13 protein-coding genes are annotated in these 15,529 nt (G+C 64.4%); 4 read left to right on the forward strand and 9 right to left on the reverse strand.

All coding sequences use genetic code 11. The annotated features are described in order from the left end of the window. Window positions 1-72: 72 nt before the first annotated feature. Window positions 73-1,038: a LysR family transcriptional regulator gene (locus tag AC0L3U_RS07840; protein WP_473361289.1), complete on the forward strand. Its 966-nt coding sequence runs from the start codon at window positions 73-75 to the stop codon at window positions 1,036-1,038. A 257-nt stretch (window positions 1,039-1,295) separates the two neighbouring features. Here the strand turns inward: AC0L3U_RS07840 and AC0L3U_RS07845 are convergent, their stop codons facing one another. The 4 genes from AC0L3U_RS07845 to AC0L3U_RS07860 form a co-directional block, all read right to left on the reverse strand. Continuing rightward, window positions 1,296-1,505, reverse strand: a complete 210-nt coding sequence (locus tag AC0L3U_RS07845; protein WP_354263459.1) for a hypothetical protein — start codon at window positions 1,503-1,505, stop codon at window positions 1,296-1,298. Between the two features lie 138 nt (window positions 1,506-1,643). After that, a complete protein-coding gene (locus tag AC0L3U_RS07850; RefSeq protein ID WP_473361290.1) occupies window positions 1,644-2,054 on the reverse strand; it encodes a DUF4118 domain-containing protein in 411 nt (136 codons plus the stop codon). 135 nt (window positions 2,055-2,189) lie between these two features. Then, window positions 2,190-3,383 carry an MFS transporter gene (locus AC0L3U_RS07855; protein ID WP_473361291.1) on the reverse strand — a complete coding sequence of 398 codons (1,194 nt, stop codon included), beginning with the start codon at window positions 3,381-3,383 and terminating at the stop codon, window positions 2,190-2,192. A gap of 52 nt (window positions 3,384-3,435) precedes the next feature. Then, a complete protein-coding gene (locus AC0L3U_RS07860; RefSeq protein ID WP_473361292.1) occupies window positions 3,436-4,056 on the reverse strand; it encodes a TetR/AcrR family transcriptional regulator in 621 nt (206 codons plus the stop codon). Window positions 4,057-5,194: 1,138 nt separating this feature from the next. Here AC0L3U_RS07860 and AC0L3U_RS07865 point away from each other — a divergent pair. Beyond that, window positions 5,195-6,334, forward strand: coding sequence for an MFS transporter (locus tag AC0L3U_RS07865; RefSeq protein ID WP_473361293.1), 1,140 nt, complete (start codon window positions 5,195-5,197; stop codon window positions 6,332-6,334). Window positions 6,335-6,340: 6 nt separating this feature from the next. Here AC0L3U_RS07865 and AC0L3U_RS07870 read toward each other — a convergent pair whose 3' ends face one another. Further along, entirely contained in the window at window positions 6,341-7,330 is a 990-nt protein-coding gene (locus AC0L3U_RS07870; protein ID WP_473361294.1) for a Bug family tripartite tricarboxylate transporter substrate binding protein, read from the reverse strand. 296 nt (window positions 7,331-7,626) lie between these two features. Between AC0L3U_RS07870 and AC0L3U_RS07875 the strand changes: the two genes are divergently transcribed. Beyond that, on the forward strand, window positions 7,627-10,464 hold the full coding sequence (locus tag AC0L3U_RS07875) for an ATP-binding protein (RefSeq protein ID WP_473361295.1): 2,838 nt from the start codon (window positions 7,627-7,629) through the stop codon (window positions 10,462-10,464). Window positions 10,465-10,487: 23 nt separating this feature from the next. Here the strand turns inward: AC0L3U_RS07875 and AC0L3U_RS07880 are convergent, their stop codons facing one another. From AC0L3U_RS07880 to AC0L3U_RS07890, 3 genes are all read right to left on the reverse strand, one after another. Further along, window positions 10,488-11,426 (reverse strand): aldo/keto reductase, encoded by a 939-nt coding sequence (locus AC0L3U_RS07880; protein ID WP_473361370.1) that lies wholly within the window; start codon window positions 11,424-11,426, stop codon window positions 10,488-10,490. 93 nt (window positions 11,427-11,519) lie between these two features. Beyond that, entirely contained in the window at window positions 11,520-13,016 is a 1,497-nt protein-coding gene (locus tag AC0L3U_RS07885) for an MDR family MFS transporter (RefSeq protein ID WP_473361296.1), read from the reverse strand. Beyond that, window positions 13,013-14,158, reverse strand: coding sequence for an HlyD family secretion protein (locus AC0L3U_RS07890; protein ID WP_473361297.1), 1,146 nt, complete (start codon window positions 14,156-14,158; stop codon window positions 13,013-13,015). Before AC0L3U_RS07890 ends, AC0L3U_RS07885 begins: the two co-directional genes overlap by 4 nt. 48 nt (window positions 14,159-14,206) lie before the next feature. On the opposite strand from AC0L3U_RS07890, the gene AC0L3U_RS07895 reads away from it, so the two are divergent. Next, on the forward strand, window positions 14,207-14,935 hold the full coding sequence (locus AC0L3U_RS07895; RefSeq protein WP_473361298.1) for a TetR/AcrR family transcriptional regulator: 729 nt from the start codon (window positions 14,207-14,209) through the stop codon (window positions 14,933-14,935). Between the two features lie 49 nt (window positions 14,936-14,984). Here the strand turns inward: AC0L3U_RS07895 and msrA are convergent, their stop codons facing one another. Continuing rightward, on the reverse strand, window positions 14,985-15,500 hold the full coding sequence (gene msrA, locus AC0L3U_RS07900) for a peptide-methionine (S)-S-oxide reductase MsrA (RefSeq protein WP_473361299.1): 516 nt from the start codon (window positions 15,498-15,500) through the stop codon (window positions 14,985-14,987). Window positions 15,501-15,529: the final 29 nt, after the last annotated feature.

The raw sequence follows: 15,529 nt of genomic DNA on the forward strand, positions 1-15,529 counted from the left end.
AGGTCGGTGCGGTCAGTGCCAACAAGGATGAGATTGACAGGGGCGGCTTAATAAGGAAAATTTCTATTCATAATGAGCGCCAAAGAATTATCTTATAATGCTTCGGCACAGCTCCGGCATCTGACGATCCGGCAGCTTCGCTCGCTCGCGGCGCTCTCCGCGAAGGGCAGCGTCACGGCAGCCTCGACCCAGCTCGGCCTGACACAGCCGGCCGTGACCCAGCAACTGCGCCAGCTTCAGGATCTCGCCGGCCTGCCGCTGCTGCAGCGGACCGGCGACGGCATGCTGCTGACGGAGGCGGGCAAGGAGGTGCTCACCCTCGCCGAGCGGGTCGAAGCCGCAATCGCCGACTGCCAGGGCGCGCTCGACCTGCTTGCGGGGCGAACCGGCGGCACGGTGCATCTCGGCGCTGTCTCGACCGCAAAATATTTCGTGCCGCACGCGATCGCGGCATTCTCGAAGCGGTATCCGAAGATCGAGCTCAAGCTCACGGTCGGCAATCGCGAGGAGATCCGCGAGGCCATGCACGGCTACGATCTCGACTTCGCGGTGATGGGTCGGCCACCGGCCGACGTCAGCGTCGACGTCCGGCAGCTCGGGCGCAATCCGCACATCATCGTCGCGCGGAAGGGGCACTGGCTGGAGAAGGATTCCGGCCTCAGCCTGACTGACCTCGTGCATGAGACCTTCCTCACGCGCGAGCCCGGCTCGGGCACGCGGACACTGATGGAAGGCATGTTCCAGAGGTCGGATCTCGAGCCGATCATCGGCATGGAGATGAGCAGCAACGAGACCATCAAGCAGGCCGTCATCGCCGGGCTCGGCATCGCCTTCATCTCGGCCCACACCGTGGCGCACGAGCTCACCGAGGGCCGGCTGATCGTGCTCGACGTCGCGGGCCTGCCGATCGTGCGGCAATGGTACGTGATCCGCCGCAGCGACAAGGTGCTGTTGCCGCCGGCGCAGGCGATGTTCGATTTCCTGGGATCGGAGGGGTCGAACTATCTGCCCGAATTGCCCGAATTCGGCGCGCGATAGTCCGCCGAAATTCAGCCCATCAGCTTCATCGCGACCGTGGCCGCGAGAATGACGATGATCTGGAGCAGGCGCTCGGTCGTGAAGATGCGGTTGAAGGTGGTCATCGCTTGCCCCGGCCGAATTGGCATGTCTCGGTCGGGACGTTGCTAGCACAGGAGGGCGTCGAGAGAACTCCGTAGTCGACCCGTGTTTTCCGTGCACGACCCGACAACCGACCCTTCGGCGAGCCTGCCCAAGGCCGCGCCGATGGTTAACGATCAGGCCGCACGGGTCGCAGCGTAATCCATCCGCGCGGCGAAATAGGCTTCCAGCTCCAGCAGCGCCCGTGCTTCCCAATCCTTCGCCTGCTCGAGCAGCGACCAGCTCTGGTCCGGGCGGAATGCAGCGGTCTGGCGATAGAGCGATGCGATACCGCGGTAGCGGCGCACGTTCTCCAAGATGGCGTGACCGGTTATTTGGCCGTTCATGTCCGAAAACTCCCTCGTCATTCCCGGGGGAGAAATTGCGGCCAAATCTTTTTCGAAAAGTTAGCGCCGCACAGCAAGCGCGCGAATGGTTTCCGGACTGTTGCCCGCGCGCAACGTGCGCGGCCGTACAAGGCCGATCTATTGCGAATTCGTTGCCGCGCTCTCGCTGCGCGGCTTCAATCCGCCGCGGCTGATGATCTCGCGGCAGAGATCGGCAAGGCCGATCACCAGCACCGCGAGCAGGCAGAACAGCTTGATGGAATCGGCATGCGCGCTGGTCAGCGAATTGAACTCGAAGAAGGGCGGCATGAACACCCACCACACCAGCGGAATGGTGAGCACCGCAGCGAACGCCGCCGCCGGCGCGCCTGCGACAAGACCGAGCACGAACAGGCTGGGCAGGAACGCCGCGAAATAGAGTTTTGCGCCGAGCGCGACACAGACGCCCTGGAGCGCAGCCGACATTGCGACAACGACAAATCCAAGCAGAAACGCCTGCCACGACCATGGTCGTACCCGCGGCACGCCAACCAGCCCCGCACGCCTCATCAGCCTCCCCCTGCCGCCCGTTAACCAGGCTCGCTTGCGACCAAAGTACTACAGCGGCAGGGAAACTGCGAGGCGCAAATTGCCGGCCGGACAGCCTTGGTAAACGGCCCGGATCGCACAATTCGGGCCCGGCCCCTACTCGGTGGCCGCATAAACCAGGCCCGCGACGGGCAGCGCGAGGCCAATGGCCGATGCGAGCGTCCAGCCGCCTTGCGCGAACGCCCAGGCGCCGACCGCCGAGCCCGCCGCGCCCGCGGTGAAGAACGTCGCCATGTAGAGGCCGTTGAGGCGGCTGCGGTGCTCATGCCCCAGCGCAAAGATCGCGCGGAAGCCGAGCACGACGTTGCCCTGCACGCCGATGTCGATCGCGATCGCGGCCACGACCAGGCAGGCGAGGTTCAGCACCGATCCGGGCGCGCCGACATGCGTGATCAGGAAGCCCACGGCCGCGAGCAGCAGCGCGACCAGCGTTGCCATGCGGCTGTGGCCGCGATCGGCAAGCCGCCCCGCGATCGGCGCCGCGAACACGCCGGCGACACCGGCAAGCGCGAACAGCGCGATGCCGCGCTGGGTGAAGCCGAACTCACTCGCGAGCAGCAGCGGCGTCACGGTCCAGAACAGGCTGAAGGCGCCGAACAGGCTGGCCTGGTACAGCGCGCGGCGGCGCAGCAGCGGCGTGGTCCGCGCCAGATGCGGCATCGAGAGCAGCAACTCGCCGTAATGCATCCGCGCGACCGGCTTGCGCTTCGGCAGCGTCATCCAGAGCACGGCTGCGAGCACGATCATCAGCGCGGCCGAGCAGAAGAACACCGCGTGCCACGACAGCATCGCCGTGACGAAGCTCGATACCGGCCGCGCCAGCATGATGCCGAGCATCAAGCCGGTCGAGACGTTGCCGACGACACGGCCGCGAATGGCTGCCGGCGCAAGGTGCGCCGCATAGGGAATGATGATCTGCACCGCGACCGAGCCGAGCCCGATGAACAGCGCGGCGATCAGGAACGGTAGCGCGTGGGACGCGACCCCCGCGGCAAGCAGGGCTGTCGCGCCGAGCGTGATGACGGAGCAGATCAGGGTGCGGTTCTCGACGAGGTCGCCGAGCGGCACGATGAAGAGAAGCCCCACGCCGTAGCCGATCTGCGTCATGGTGACGATCAGTCCCGCCGCTTCATGCGACAGGCCGAGCGCGGCGCTGATCGGGGCGATCAGCGGCTGGGCGTAATAGATGTTGGCGGCGACCATGCCACAGGCCGCGGCAAGCACGAAGGTCAGTCGCTGCGACACCGCATCCGGCTCGGGGGCGGTCTCGATCGTGGCATTCATCGTCATTCACATAGTCTCCAGACATAGGAAACGCTTGTTTCCTAATATGACAAAAAATTCAGGCGAGCAGCTTCATCGCGACGGCGACCAGGCGCTTGCCGTCGAGCGAAAGGCGCGCCTTGCCGACGACGCGCAGACCCTGCGTGATGCAGATCATCAGCCGCGCGGTGTCGTCGGCGGCCACATGACGGGGAATCGAGCCGTCAGCCTGCCCCTCGCGAATGAGGCCGGCGATGAAGCCTTCGTTGGTCTCGAGCCGCGCGCTGACGAGGGCGGCGACCACCGGATCGACCGCGGACAATTCGACCGCGCTGCCGACCACGAGACAGCCGCGCCGCCCCTCGCTGCCCTGGGAATGCTCTACATACGACAACAGCATGTTGCGCAGCCGCTCGCGGCCGTTGGCGCCTTTCGCCGCGGCGCTACGCGTCTGCTCCTGGCGCAGAGCGACGTAGCGCTCGAAGGCGGCGAGAAACACCGCATGCTTGTCGCGAAACGCCTTGTAAACGCTGCCGGTCGCCAGCCGCATGGCCGCGGTGAGATCGCCGATCGAGGTGGCATGATAACCGCGCTCGGAAAACACGCGGACGGCCCTGTCGAGCGCAGTATTCATGTCGAACTCCCGGGGACGGCCGGGCGGACGGGCGACGGAGCTGGATTTGGGGGCGGCTTTTTGCATTGCGAGATAATAGGGAATGATTGTTTCCGAATAAAGACACTCGAAAAACAATTGGTTGTGATGGGGTGTGGGTCAAACTGATGACCACCAATTCCGGCGTCGTCCTGGCAAAGGCCAGGACCCATTACCCCAGGAAGGGGTTTGGCGGAAATTCGGTCGATGGGATTGATACCGGCTCAAATCGACAGACCTCGCGGTATGGGTCCTGGCCTTCGCCAGGACGACGTTTGAGGTTGTTGCGCCAACTCGCAGACACGCCTTCGCGTGCTCGCGGCGCGTTTCGCCCGAGCTTTGCTTCGTCATTCCACCCTCTTATCCAAGAGGGCGCAGGGAAGGCCGGGTGCCGGCTGGCACCCGCGGTCCGCTGCGCGAAAAGCACACGCAGGAAAACCGCACAGCAGCATACAGGTGTAGCCAATCACTCGGCCTTCCCTGCGCGATGGTTGGACGGCTTATGCCGTGCTCTCCCGGGAGCCGAGTTCCTTTTGGCCTCCCTCGTCCCAACGAAATTCACCGGCACGCGCCGGTTGACGCAGATGCCGCATTCGCCAGGACTTGACCGTAGCAACGACGGTCAGGACCACACGGTTTTGCCGTACGCACGGCCCGCCATTTCGCCACCGGTTTCGACGACGTTGTGCACGTTGCCGCCGACCTGATGACGAGACGAAGCCTAGCAGCGCCGCTCGTCGGAACGAAGCCTTGGGCTCACGGAGAGCAATCCGCCCTGCCCGACTCCTCGCACCCGAACGCTGCCGCGTCCACCGCAAGCCCGGCTCGCGAACGTGACGACCACAAGATCGCCCCTCAAGGATGAGCCGGGATGGGCGACACATACGCCAATTCCGAATTTCGGTAAAGTGGAATATTTTTCTAGAAAGGGGTTGACGGGGTGGCGGGTGTTTTGCCCGACGGCAAGTCTTGTAGCCCGGATGAGCAAAGCGACATCCGGGACTCTCGCAGCGGTCCCGGGTATCGCTTCGCTCACCCGGGCTACAGGAGCTCACTCCTTGGTTCGCACTGGCGTTCCGACCGCCCAGGGGCCGCCTGCGACAATTCGAGTCCGCCGTGGACATAAAGACGCAACAATTGCGCGGCTTGTCGATCGCCCCGCCCTAATTCCCTCCCCGGAGTTCCCATGTCTTCTGCCGACAAGCCGGCGACACGCCTTGCGACCAGGCTTGCCTTCCTCGTCGCGGGCTTCGGCATCGCGTGCTGGGCACCGCTGGTGCCGTTCGCGAAGGCGCGGCTCGCCGTCGACGACGGCATCCTCGGACTGCTCCTGCTCAGCCTTGGCGTCGGCTCGGTCATCGCAATGGTTCTGACTGGCGTGCTGAGCGCGCGCTATGGCAGCAAGCCGATCATCATTGCGGGCGGGCTCGGTCTTGCCTTGGTCCTGCCTCTGCTGACAATCGCGAGCTCGCCCGCGACGCTGGCGCTGGCACTCTTCGCATTTGGCGCCGCGCTCGGCTCCATCGACGTCGCCATGAACATCCACGCGGTTGAGGTGGAGCGCGCCGCGGGACGTCCGCTGATGTCCGGCTTCCACGCGCTGTTCAGCATCGGCGGCTTCGCCGGGGCCGCGCTCATGACCGCACTGCTCTCGCTGCAACTCGGCGCGCTCGCTTGCACGCTGATCTGCTCCGTCCTGATGCTGATCGCGATGCTGGCGGCCTGGCCGCGGCTGCTTCGCTCCGTGCAGGTGCAGGAGGGGCCGCTGTTCGTGCTGCCGCATGGCGCCGTGCTCCTGCTCGCACTGCTTTGCGCCATCACCTTCCTGGTCGAAGGCGCGATGCTCGATTGGGGCGCGTTGCTCGTCATCGGCGCAGGCCTCGTTTCCGAGGCGCAAGGCGGGATCGGCTATATCGTGTTCTCGGTCGCGATGACGATCGGGCGGCTCGGCGGCGACGCCGTCGTCGCGCGCATCGGAGACCGCACCACATTGTTCTGGGGCAGCCTGATTGCGATCGCGGGTTTCGTGGTCCTGCTCACGGCTCCCGTCGTGGCGGTCGCCGTGGCCGGCTTCCTGCTCATCGGCCTCGGCGCATCGAACCTCGTGCCGGTGCTGTTCCGTCGAGCGGCGAGACAGACGGTGATGCCCACGGGGCTTGCCGTCGCGGCGATCACGACCGCGGGCTACGCCGGCGTTCTCGTCGGCCCCGCCGGTGTCGGCTTCGTCGCACGCTTTGGCGGATTGCCGGTCGCGTTCTGGCTCCTGGCGGCGCTGATGGGCCTCGTCACGCTGACGGCGCGCATCGTCACGCGCGCCGACGCCTGAGCGGCCTCACAAATTGCTCAGCCCGATCGATTTGATCAGGGGCGCGAGGCTTGCGGATGTGGCCTCGACGATGCGCTGGAATTTGTCCGGGCTTGAATCATTGTCCGGCTCCATGCCCTGGGCGCGATAGCTCGCCAGAAGCGCCGGTTCGGCCATGGCGAGCCGCGTCGCCTGCGCAATCCGGTCGATGATCGCATCGTCGGTGTCCTTGGGTGCGAACAGACCGAACCAGCCCTCATACCGGATGCCGGGCATGCCGGATTCGACGGCGGTCGGGATCTCCGGCGCGCCGCTCAGCCGCGTTTCGGTGGTGACCGCAAGCAGCCTGATTTTCCCCGCTTGAGCCAGCTGCTGCAATTGAACGGACATGACGGCAATGACGAGCGATATCTGGCCGCTGACGAGGTCGTTGGTCGCCTGCGCGATGCCCCGATAGGGCACGTGGACGATGTCCAGCGCGCCGGCCTGCTGCTTGAAGGATTCGCCGACCAGATGGTTTCCGGTGGCAATCCCCGGCGTGCCATAGGACAGCTTTCCCGGATTGGCTTTCGCATAGGTGATCAACTCGCGCAGGTTTGCGGCGGGCACCGAAGGATTGATGGCGAAAACCAGCGCGCTGTTGATCAGGCGGTAGATGGCGCGGAAATCGCCAACGGAATATCCGGGATTCGCCGACGTCATGGGAATGATGACCTGCGTGCTGCCGTTGCCGAGCAGCAGCGAATAGCCGTCGGGCTCCTCGCGCGCGACCGCCGCGGTCCCGATGGCGCCGCCCGCGCCGCCGATATATTCGACGAAGGTCGGCCCCAGCAGCGACGGCATCCTGTCCACCCAGGGGCGCGCGATCTGGTCACCCGATCCGCCGGCTCCGTAGGGAATCACCAGGCGAATGGGACGAGACGGATAGTCGGCGGCTTGTCCGCTCCGGGGAACCGCGGGCAGCGCCGCTGCGCTTGTCAACGCGTGCACGAATTGTCGCCGCGTGAAAGAGGCCATGCTGAAAATTCCGGAAGTCGGCAGTCAATCTGGTGGCGGGACCGGCTCCCGGACCATGCCATCGCAGCAATCCGGCATCACAGTCAATGCTCCATCCGGACGAGCTCCGGCATCATCGCATTGTCACGTCGGCCTAACTCTTTACTTTCCAAGCATTATTCGGTGAGCGAGCCGACCCAAGCCGTCCACGCAGGGCTGCCAGCCCTGCCCACTGCTTTCGGCCAGTTTACTGTACGCCTCGTTCTGATAGACCAAAAAGTAATACCTTTTGACTCCCTTCGAGGGGGCGATGGCGCGTGCCAGATCGTAGCGAAGACTCGGCCATTTCCTTTGGGCCATTTCGACTTTTTCCGAAGTCACGGCTCTTGGAGAAGGAGGGCTCGCCGCTTCATGTCGGCGGCCGCGCGCTCGACATTCTCATCTTCCTTGCCGGACGCCCCGGAGAAGTCGTCGACAAGAGAGAGCTGGTCAAGCGCATCTGGGCCGGCGTCAATGTCGACGAGGGCAGCCTGCGCTTCCACGTCGCGGCGCTGCGCAAGGCGCTCGGCGACACCGGCAAATCAGCCCGTTACGTCGTCAACGTGCCCGGCCGCGGCTATTGCTTTGTCGCCTCGTTCGCTCAAGCGGCTCCGCCGGCCGCCCCGCTCCCGGCCGAAACCGCCCCTCCCCGCTCCCTACCCGCTCAGCTCACAAGGATGGTCGGCCGGGAAGATGTCATCGAGAAGATCTCGAACGGACTTTCGCTCTACCGCTTCATGACCGTCGTCGGCCCGGGCGGCATCGGCAAGACTTCGGTCGCCGTCACCGTCGGGCATTGCCGCTCCCAGGATTTCGACGGGCGAGTCTTCTTTGTCGATTTCGGTCCGCTGAGGGATGCCAGTCACATCGCGACCACCATTGCTTCGGCGCTCGGACTGACCATCAGCGCGGAAGATCCGACGCCGGCCCTGCTGACTTTTCTCAAGATCGGCCCGGCGCTGCTGATCTTCGACAGTTGCGAACATGTGTTGGATCAATTGGCGCCGCTCGTCGAGCACATTGTTCGCGAGGCACCGCAGCTTCGCGTTCTCGCAACCAGCCGCGAATCGTTCCGCAGCGAAGGCGAGCGGATTTTCCGGCTGTTCCCGCTGGATTGTCCGCCCGAGCGCGAAGGGCTTGCTGTCGACGAGGTCCTTGCCTATCCCGCGGCTCAACTCTTTGTGGACCGCATTGCGCAGAGCTCGGGCCCGTTCCAGCTCAGTGCAGAGGAGGCGCCCCTCGTCGCGAGCATCTGCCGGCGCCTCGACGGCATCGCGCTGGCGATCGAGCTCGCGGCGGGCCGCGTCAATGCTTATGGCATCGCTGGCACAGCATCTTTGCTCGACAGCCGCTTTTCGCTGCAATGGCGCGGCCGGCGCACCGCCGTGCCGCGGCACCAGACACTCGCCGCGGCGCTCGACTGGAGCTACGACCTTCTGCCTCCCGTGGAGAGCGCCACGCTGCGACGCCTGTCGGTCTTTGCCGGGCCTTTTGCGCCGAAAGCGGCTGCGGCGGTCGCGTCCGGTGACGGCCTCAACGCATCCGAGACTCTCGAAGCAATCGACAGCCTGGTGACGAAGTCGCTGATTTCGCCGTCCGGCTCACGCACGCTGCGCTATCGGCTGCTCGACACCACGCGCACCTATGCATACGGAAAACTCAACGAGCTCGGCGAAGCCAGGCAGTTCGCGCGGCGTCATGCCGAGCATTTTCGCGATTTATTCGAGCGCGCGGAGGCCGATATTTCGACGCCGCTGCCCGAATGGCTGAACATCTATGGCGCGGAGCTGGACAATGTGCGCGCGGCGTTGGACTGGGCCTTCGGGCCCGACGGCGAGGCGACACTCGGTATTGCGCTGACGGCGGCCGCGATCACGCTGTGGGTGCGTCTTTCACTGTTCGCGGAATGCCGTGAGCGCAGCAGAACGGCGCTCGCAGCGCTCGGAGGCACTGCCGACGACGACCGCATCCGCATGCAGCTCCTGTCGGCGCTCGGCTGGTCGCTGATGTATGGCGAGGGCCGCGCGCGCGAGGCGCGGCCGATCCTCGAGACGACCCTTGAGCTTGCTGACAGGCTCGACGACAAGGATTTTAGGCTGCGCGCGCTCTGGGGCTTGTGCATCGACCAGTTCAACAACGGACAGTTCGGCAAGGCCCGTGCACTCGCCGATCGCTTTGCGAACGCAGCTGCGAACTCGCCCGACAAGACCGATGTCATGCTGGGCGACCGGCTGATGGCCGTGGCGCTGCATTATCTCGGGGATCAGAACGAGGCTCGGCTACGCATCGAGCGGGTCAATGCATCGCTGCATGTGTTGGCGGAGAAGCCGAAAATCTTCCCGCTCGATCTGAGAATCTCGACGCAATATTTTCGGGCTCGCATCCTGTGGCTTCAGGGCCTGGCCGATCAGGCACAGGCCCTGACCGCCAGGAATATCGAGGAAGGCCGCGCCAATGGCCACGCGCTGACCTTCTGCAGCGTGCTCGGACAGGCCGCCTGCCCGATCGCCTTCTGGTCCGGCGATTTCGAGGCCGCGCAGCGTCACGGCGCCGAGCTGCTCGAACACACCGAGCGCCACGCCATCCGGCTGTGGGGCCTGTGGGCGCGGGCCTTCAACGCCGCAGTCATGGTCAGACGCGGCGATTCGACCGGCCTGCCACTGCTGCGCGAGGAGCTCAATCGCGCCGGCGATGCGCGCTTCCTGCCACGCTTTCTGCCCCTGCTCGGCGAGCTCGCCGCGTGTTCCGGAGAGGCCGACCAGGTCGATCGCGGGCTCGACGTGATCGAGGACGTCCTGACCCGCTGCAACGACCGGCAAGAGCTCTGGTATCTGCCGGAGCTGATCCGCATCAAGGGAGAGTTGATGCTCAGGAGCACTCGGCATTCAGAAGACGCCGAGGCGCACTTTCGCGAGGCCATGGACATTGCCGTCCAGCAAGGCGCGCGCTTCTGGGAGCTGCGAAGCGCGGTCAGCCTGGGGCGGTTCATGATTGGGGCTGGCCAGACCACGGAAGCCTTGGCAATTCTGGAACGCGCATGCGGGCCCTTCACCGAGGGCGCCGGCATCGCTGAGATCCGCAGCGCCCATGATTTGATCGAGCAGCTCCGGGCTTGACGAGTCGGCTGACCGGCACCGATTCATCCAGCCCGCGGGATGAATCCGGGCACGCCGGTCTCGACGACCGTGTTGAACCTGATGTTTGTCGTGATCTGGTCCCTCATCTCTCGCATGGCGTCTTCGGGCAAGGCTGAAATATCGAAGTTTTCCTGGATGCGCCGGGGATTGGTCGAAGTCGTCAGGAAAGCGGTGCCGCGCTGAACGGCCCACGCCAGCGCAATTTGAGCCGGTGTCTTGTGCAAACGCTCCGCGATGGCAGTGATCACCGGATCGGCCAGGACGTTCGGCTTCATCGCGTGCCCCAGCGCTGCAAACGCCTGCAGCACAATTCCGTGCTCTCGACAGAAGTCGAGCAGCTCCCATTCGGGAAGATACGGATGCGATTCGACTTGCACCATGGCGGGCCTGATCCGCGCGATCGAAACGATCTCGCGCAGCTTCTCCAGGGTGATGTCCGACAGACCGATCGACTTGCAGTGCCCCTCGTCGACGAGGCGTTCCAGCGCCCCCCACGTTTCGGCCAGCGTAACCCCTGAATCATAGATGACCCGACCGTGCTCATCTCTCGGATCCTGCTCGTCGCCGGGTTGAAAGGCAAAGGGCGTATGGATGATGTAGCAATCGATCTCGTCGAGCTGCAGCCGTCGGCGACTGGCGTCGAAGGCAGGCCTGACCCGTTCCGGCCGATGATTGGTGTTCCATAGCTTCGTCGTAACGAACAGGTCCTTGCGCTGAAGCGTCCCCGCCTTGAACGTCTCCTGCAGCGCATCGCCGACCGCTTCCTCGTTTCGATAGCGCTCCGCGCAATCAAGATGTCGAAATCCGGCCTCCAATGCGGCCCTGGTGGCCTGCCTGGTCACGAGCGGATCCGGAATGAGCGTGCCGAATCCCACCGCGGGAATCGTCCCGGATTGATGAGTTGGAATCCTCGTGTAACGAAGCGTATCTGACGAAGTCATGCTCATACTCCTGTGGTTGTCCTCGGCTCCCTCAAAGGTGAGGGACGAGGTATTCGATATTGACGATGCGATGTCGTTCCACGGCACCAGGCGTTAACCGGTAGGCCGCGGCTTACGGAGAAAAAACACGAGCGGAATCACGACGAGCATGGCGAACATCAGGATCTCGAACTGGTCGATGACCGCGACGGTCGCCGCCTGACGCGTGACCATGCCGTTGAGGGCGGCAAGGCTTGGCTTCGCGATCGGCCCCCCGACGAATGCAGCGACTCGGTAGGGCGTGAGGTTCTTTGCGAGTGCGACGTGCACAGCCTGCGTGTTGGCGTAGAAGAAGAGCTGGACGACCGCGATGCCAATGGTGCTGCCATAGAGGCGCGACAGGTTGATCAACGCGCTGCCTTCCGGGCGGAGCTTCGGATCGAGCGTGCCGAACGCGGCCCTGGCGAGCGCGGGCAGCAACATGCCGAGACCCGCTCCCTGGAGCAGGCCGGCCTCGACCACCGGCCGCCAATCCATCGTCGGCGAATAGCCGAGCATCAGCCAGTTGGCATAGACCACCAGCGTCATTCCACCCACGAGGAATGGCCGGTAGTCGATCTGCGCGGGGACCAGGCTCGTCAGCACGAGCGCTCCCACCAGCGCGACGCCGCGCGGAGCAGTCATGTATCCGGTGGTATCGACGGGGTAGTTGAGCAATTCCTCCAGCATCGGGGACGTCAGGGCCAGGGTCGGCAGCAGCACGAAGCCAAGCGCGAAGGAGATGACCGTCGAGAGCACGAGATTGCGGTCCCTGAACAGCGCCGTGCGGAGAAAGTGCTCCTTTGTCGTCATGACGTGCACGATGAAGAGATAGAAGCCGAGCACGGAGGCGCCCGCCTCGATCCAGATTTCCCTCGAGGCGAACCATTCGAGGCGCTCCCCGCGATCGAGCAACATCTGCAATCCGATCATGCCGACGGAGAACGTCGTCAGGCCGAAGAAGTCGAAGGGCTGGCTCCGCTCCGCCCGCTTCTCGCCGAGCAGCTGAGCCATCGTCAGGAAAATGAAGCCCGTCATCGGCAGGCTGAAATAGAAGATCGCGGGCCACCCGTAATATTCACTGAGCCAACCGCCAATGGCCGGGCCGCTGCTGATGCCGAGCAGGGAGCAGACGGTCCACGCCAGGCTCATGCGCGCATGTCGCACCGGCGATGTCGCCTCGAGCAGGATCGCCAGCGAGAGCGGCGCCAGCGGTCCGCTCGCCGCACCCTGGAGGATTCGCGCCAGCACGAACTGGATCGAGGTCGTCGCCAGTGTGTCGAGGGCGAGACCCAACACGAAAATCGTGACGGCGGCCTGATAGACCACTTTCCGGCCGTAGCGTCCCGCCAGCCATTGCGTGATCGACATGGTCACGGCGCTCGCGGCGATATACGAGGAAAACACCCAGCCGACTTCGTCATTGGCCATCGAGAGCGTCGCCTGAATATGGGGTAGCGCCGCGTTCGGTATCGAGATGTTGACAGCCTGCATGTAGGTCGCCATGAGGGCGGCCGCGGCGATCGCGTGATGACCGCCGGGCGCAGTGGTCGATGGGATGGGCGTACTCATTTGCCCTCCGTCGCGAGCGCGGGTTGGAGCAGATTGAGCCAGGTGCGGCGATAGCCGGTATCAACCCGTGCCGTCACGCTGATGCCCGAGAACAGCGGCCGGCTTGGATCGAGATCGTCGAGTTCCAGGCGCACCGGCAATCGCTGGACGACCTTGACCCAGTTTCCCGTCGCATTCTCGGGCGGCAAGAGCGAGAAGTCCGAGCCGGTCCCCGGACTCATGCTGACGATGTGCGCCTTGAACTTGCGATCCGGATAGGCATCGACGTCGATCGTCGCCTCCTGGCCCGGGCGCATGTGGGTCAAGCCGGTCTCGCGAAAATTCGCCTCGACCCAGACGTGCCGGCTCGACATCAGCGAGAACGTCGGTGCCCCGGCATTGACGAAGCCGCCGATCTGGAGATCGTCGACCTTGGTCACGATGCCGTCGTCCGGCGCCGTCACGGTGGCATAGGAAAGATCCAGCCGCGCACGGTCGAGCTGTGCTCTGGCCGCGCGAACGGTCGGATGGTGATCGACGTCGATATCGGCATCGCCATTGAGGGCAACGACCGTGTTGGCGATCTGCTGTTCGATCGACACCATGCGGTGGCGAGCGACCTTCATGTCCGTCTCGGCCCGCTCATAGACCGCGCGTGGCGTGAAGTCGGAGGCAACCAGCATCTTCTTGCGGTCGAATTCGCGCTCGTCGAAGGTAGCCGTCTCTTTGGCCGACTGCAGCTCCGCCTGCTGCTGACGATGGGTCGCCTTGAGGGATTCGATCTGGAGCCGCGCACTTCCGAGGCGCGCCTCGGCCTGGTCGACGGCAATTTCATAAGGCTCCGGGTCGATGCGAAACAGCACCTGCCCCCGTCGGACGCGCTCGTTGTCACGCACGGCGATCTCGACCGCCTGGCCGGAAACCCGGGCATTGATGGTCACCTTGGCGGCGCGAACAAATGCGTCATCGGTGGAGACATATTGCTCCTGCGCCAGATAGATGAACGCGCCGACCACGGCCACCGCCATCGGCAGCGCGAGCATCAGCGGTCGTCGCAGCCGCTTGCCGAGCCCTGCCCCGAACCATTGCGCGGCAGCCTCGCTCGGGCGGAAGCTGTTGCGATCGCCGAGCCCGCCGGCGATTGGCGCCAAATCGAAACGCATCGAAGGATCCTCGGGTTCAATCTAATTTAATAACGCTCGTTACAAATATTGCACTCCAACGCGGCGATCAAGTGGCCGACCTTGATTTTTATAACGATCCATACAAATATATATGTGGAGCATGGCAACCGGGGTTCTGACGAAATGGCACGGAAAAAGAGCGAAACGAGCCCGGCGCGCCGGGGACGGCCACCGGCCTACGACGCAGAGACGGCCTTGAAGCGGGCAACGGAAACGTTCTGGAGGACGGGCTATTCCGGTACCTCCCTGGACAAGGTCGCTGCAGCGACCGGCATGAGTCCGCCGAGCCTCTACGCGGTGTTCGGCAACAAGCATGCGCTCTACCTCGAGGCGCTCGCCCGTTATTGGGAGATCAGCCTGGCCGCGACGCGTGAGGCTCTCGCCGGGGACCATCCCTTGGACGAAGCGCTGATGCTGGCCTATGACGCGGCGCTGTCGATCTATTTTTCTGGCAAGGGAGCCGCACGCGGCTGCTTCGTGGTGGGGACGGCGGTGACCGAAGTCGCAGAAGATGCCGCGATCCGGAGCAGCGTCGCGGCGGGACTGCGCATGATAGATGCCGATTTCGAAGCCCGTTTCCGCCTCGCGCAGGACAAGGGGGAGCTGAAGCGCGACGCCGATCCGGCGGCGCTTGCCATTCTCGCTTCAGCCACGATGCACACCATTGCCATTCGCGCCCGTGCCGGCGCCCGCCGCTCGGAGCTGAGGGAGATGGCCCGAAAAGCGGTCGATGTGCTCTGCGGATCCCCGCGGTGACCTCGCGGATTTCGGGCATGGCTCTCCCCGGCAATAGCGCCGACCAGCTTTAGCCTGCCGCGGCAGCCCCGCGCCGCGGCAACTTCCAGTCGGGGCGGATGAAGTGGCAGGTGTAACCGTCCGGATAACGTTCGAGATAATCCTGATGCTCCGGCTCGGCTTGCCAGAACTCGCCGGCGGGCGCGACCTCGGTCACGACCTTGCCAGGCCAGAGGCCGGACGCCTCGACGTCTGCAATCGTGTCCTTTGCGATCCGCTTCTGTTCGTCGCTGGTATAAAAGATCGCCGAGCGATAGCTCGTGCCCAAATCATTGCCCTGGCGGTTGAGCGTGGTCGGATCGTGGATCTGGAAGAAGAACTCCAGCATGGTCCGGAAGCTGGTCTTGGCGGGATCGAAGGTGATCTCGATCGCTTCTGCATGACCTTCATGATTGCGGTAGGTGGCATTCTTCACCGCGCCGCCGGTATAGCCGACGCGGGTGGAGACCACGCCCGGCTGCCTGCGGATCAGATCCTGCATGCCCCAGAAGCAGCCTCCGGCCAGAATTGCGCGTTCCGTTGTCATATCTCCGCTCCCAATTGATCCGGCTGTCC

Source organism: Bradyrhizobium sp. Kon69, from assembly GCF_055807515.1.

Excerpts from the sequence above, each read along its gene's own strand:
- AC0L3U_RS07840 (WP_473361289.1), top strand. The coding sequence starts at position 73 with ATGAGCGCCAAAGAATTATCTTATAATGCTTCGGCACAGCTCCGGCAT.
- AC0L3U_RS07845 (WP_354263459.1), bottom strand. The coding sequence starts at position 1,505 with ATGAACGGCCAAATAACCGGTCACGCCATCTTGGAGAACGTGCGCCGC.
- AC0L3U_RS07850 (WP_473361290.1), bottom strand. The coding sequence starts at position 2,054 with ATGAGGCGTGCGGGGCTGGTTGGCGTGCCGCGGGTACGACCATGGTCG.
- AC0L3U_RS07855 (WP_473361291.1), bottom strand. The coding sequence starts at position 3,383 with ATGACGATGAATGCCACGATCGAGACCGCCCCCGAGCCGGATGCGGTG.
- AC0L3U_RS07860 (WP_473361292.1), bottom strand. The coding sequence starts at position 4,056 with ATGCAAAAAGCCGCCCCCAAATCCAGCTCCGTCGCCCGTCCGCCCGGC.
- AC0L3U_RS07865 (WP_473361293.1), top strand. The coding sequence starts at position 5,195 with ATGTCTTCTGCCGACAAGCCGGCGACACGCCTTGCGACCAGGCTTGCC.
- AC0L3U_RS07870 (WP_473361294.1), bottom strand. The coding sequence starts at position 7,330 with ATGGCCTCTTTCACGCGGCGACAATTCGTGCACGCGTTGACAAGCGCA.
- AC0L3U_RS07880 (WP_473361370.1), bottom strand. The coding sequence starts at position 11,426 with ATGACTTCGTCAGATACGCTTCGTTACACGAGGATTCCAACTCATCAA.
- AC0L3U_RS07885 (WP_473361296.1), bottom strand. The coding sequence starts at position 13,016 with ATGAGTACGCCCATCCCATCGACCACTGCGCCCGGCGGTCATCACGCG.
- AC0L3U_RS07890 (WP_473361297.1), bottom strand. The coding sequence starts at position 14,158 with ATGCGTTTCGATTTGGCGCCAATCGCCGGCGGGCTCGGCGATCGCAAC.
- msrA (WP_473361299.1), bottom strand. The coding sequence starts at position 15,500 with ATGACAACGGAACGCGCAATTCTGGCCGGAGGCTGCTTCTGGGGCATG.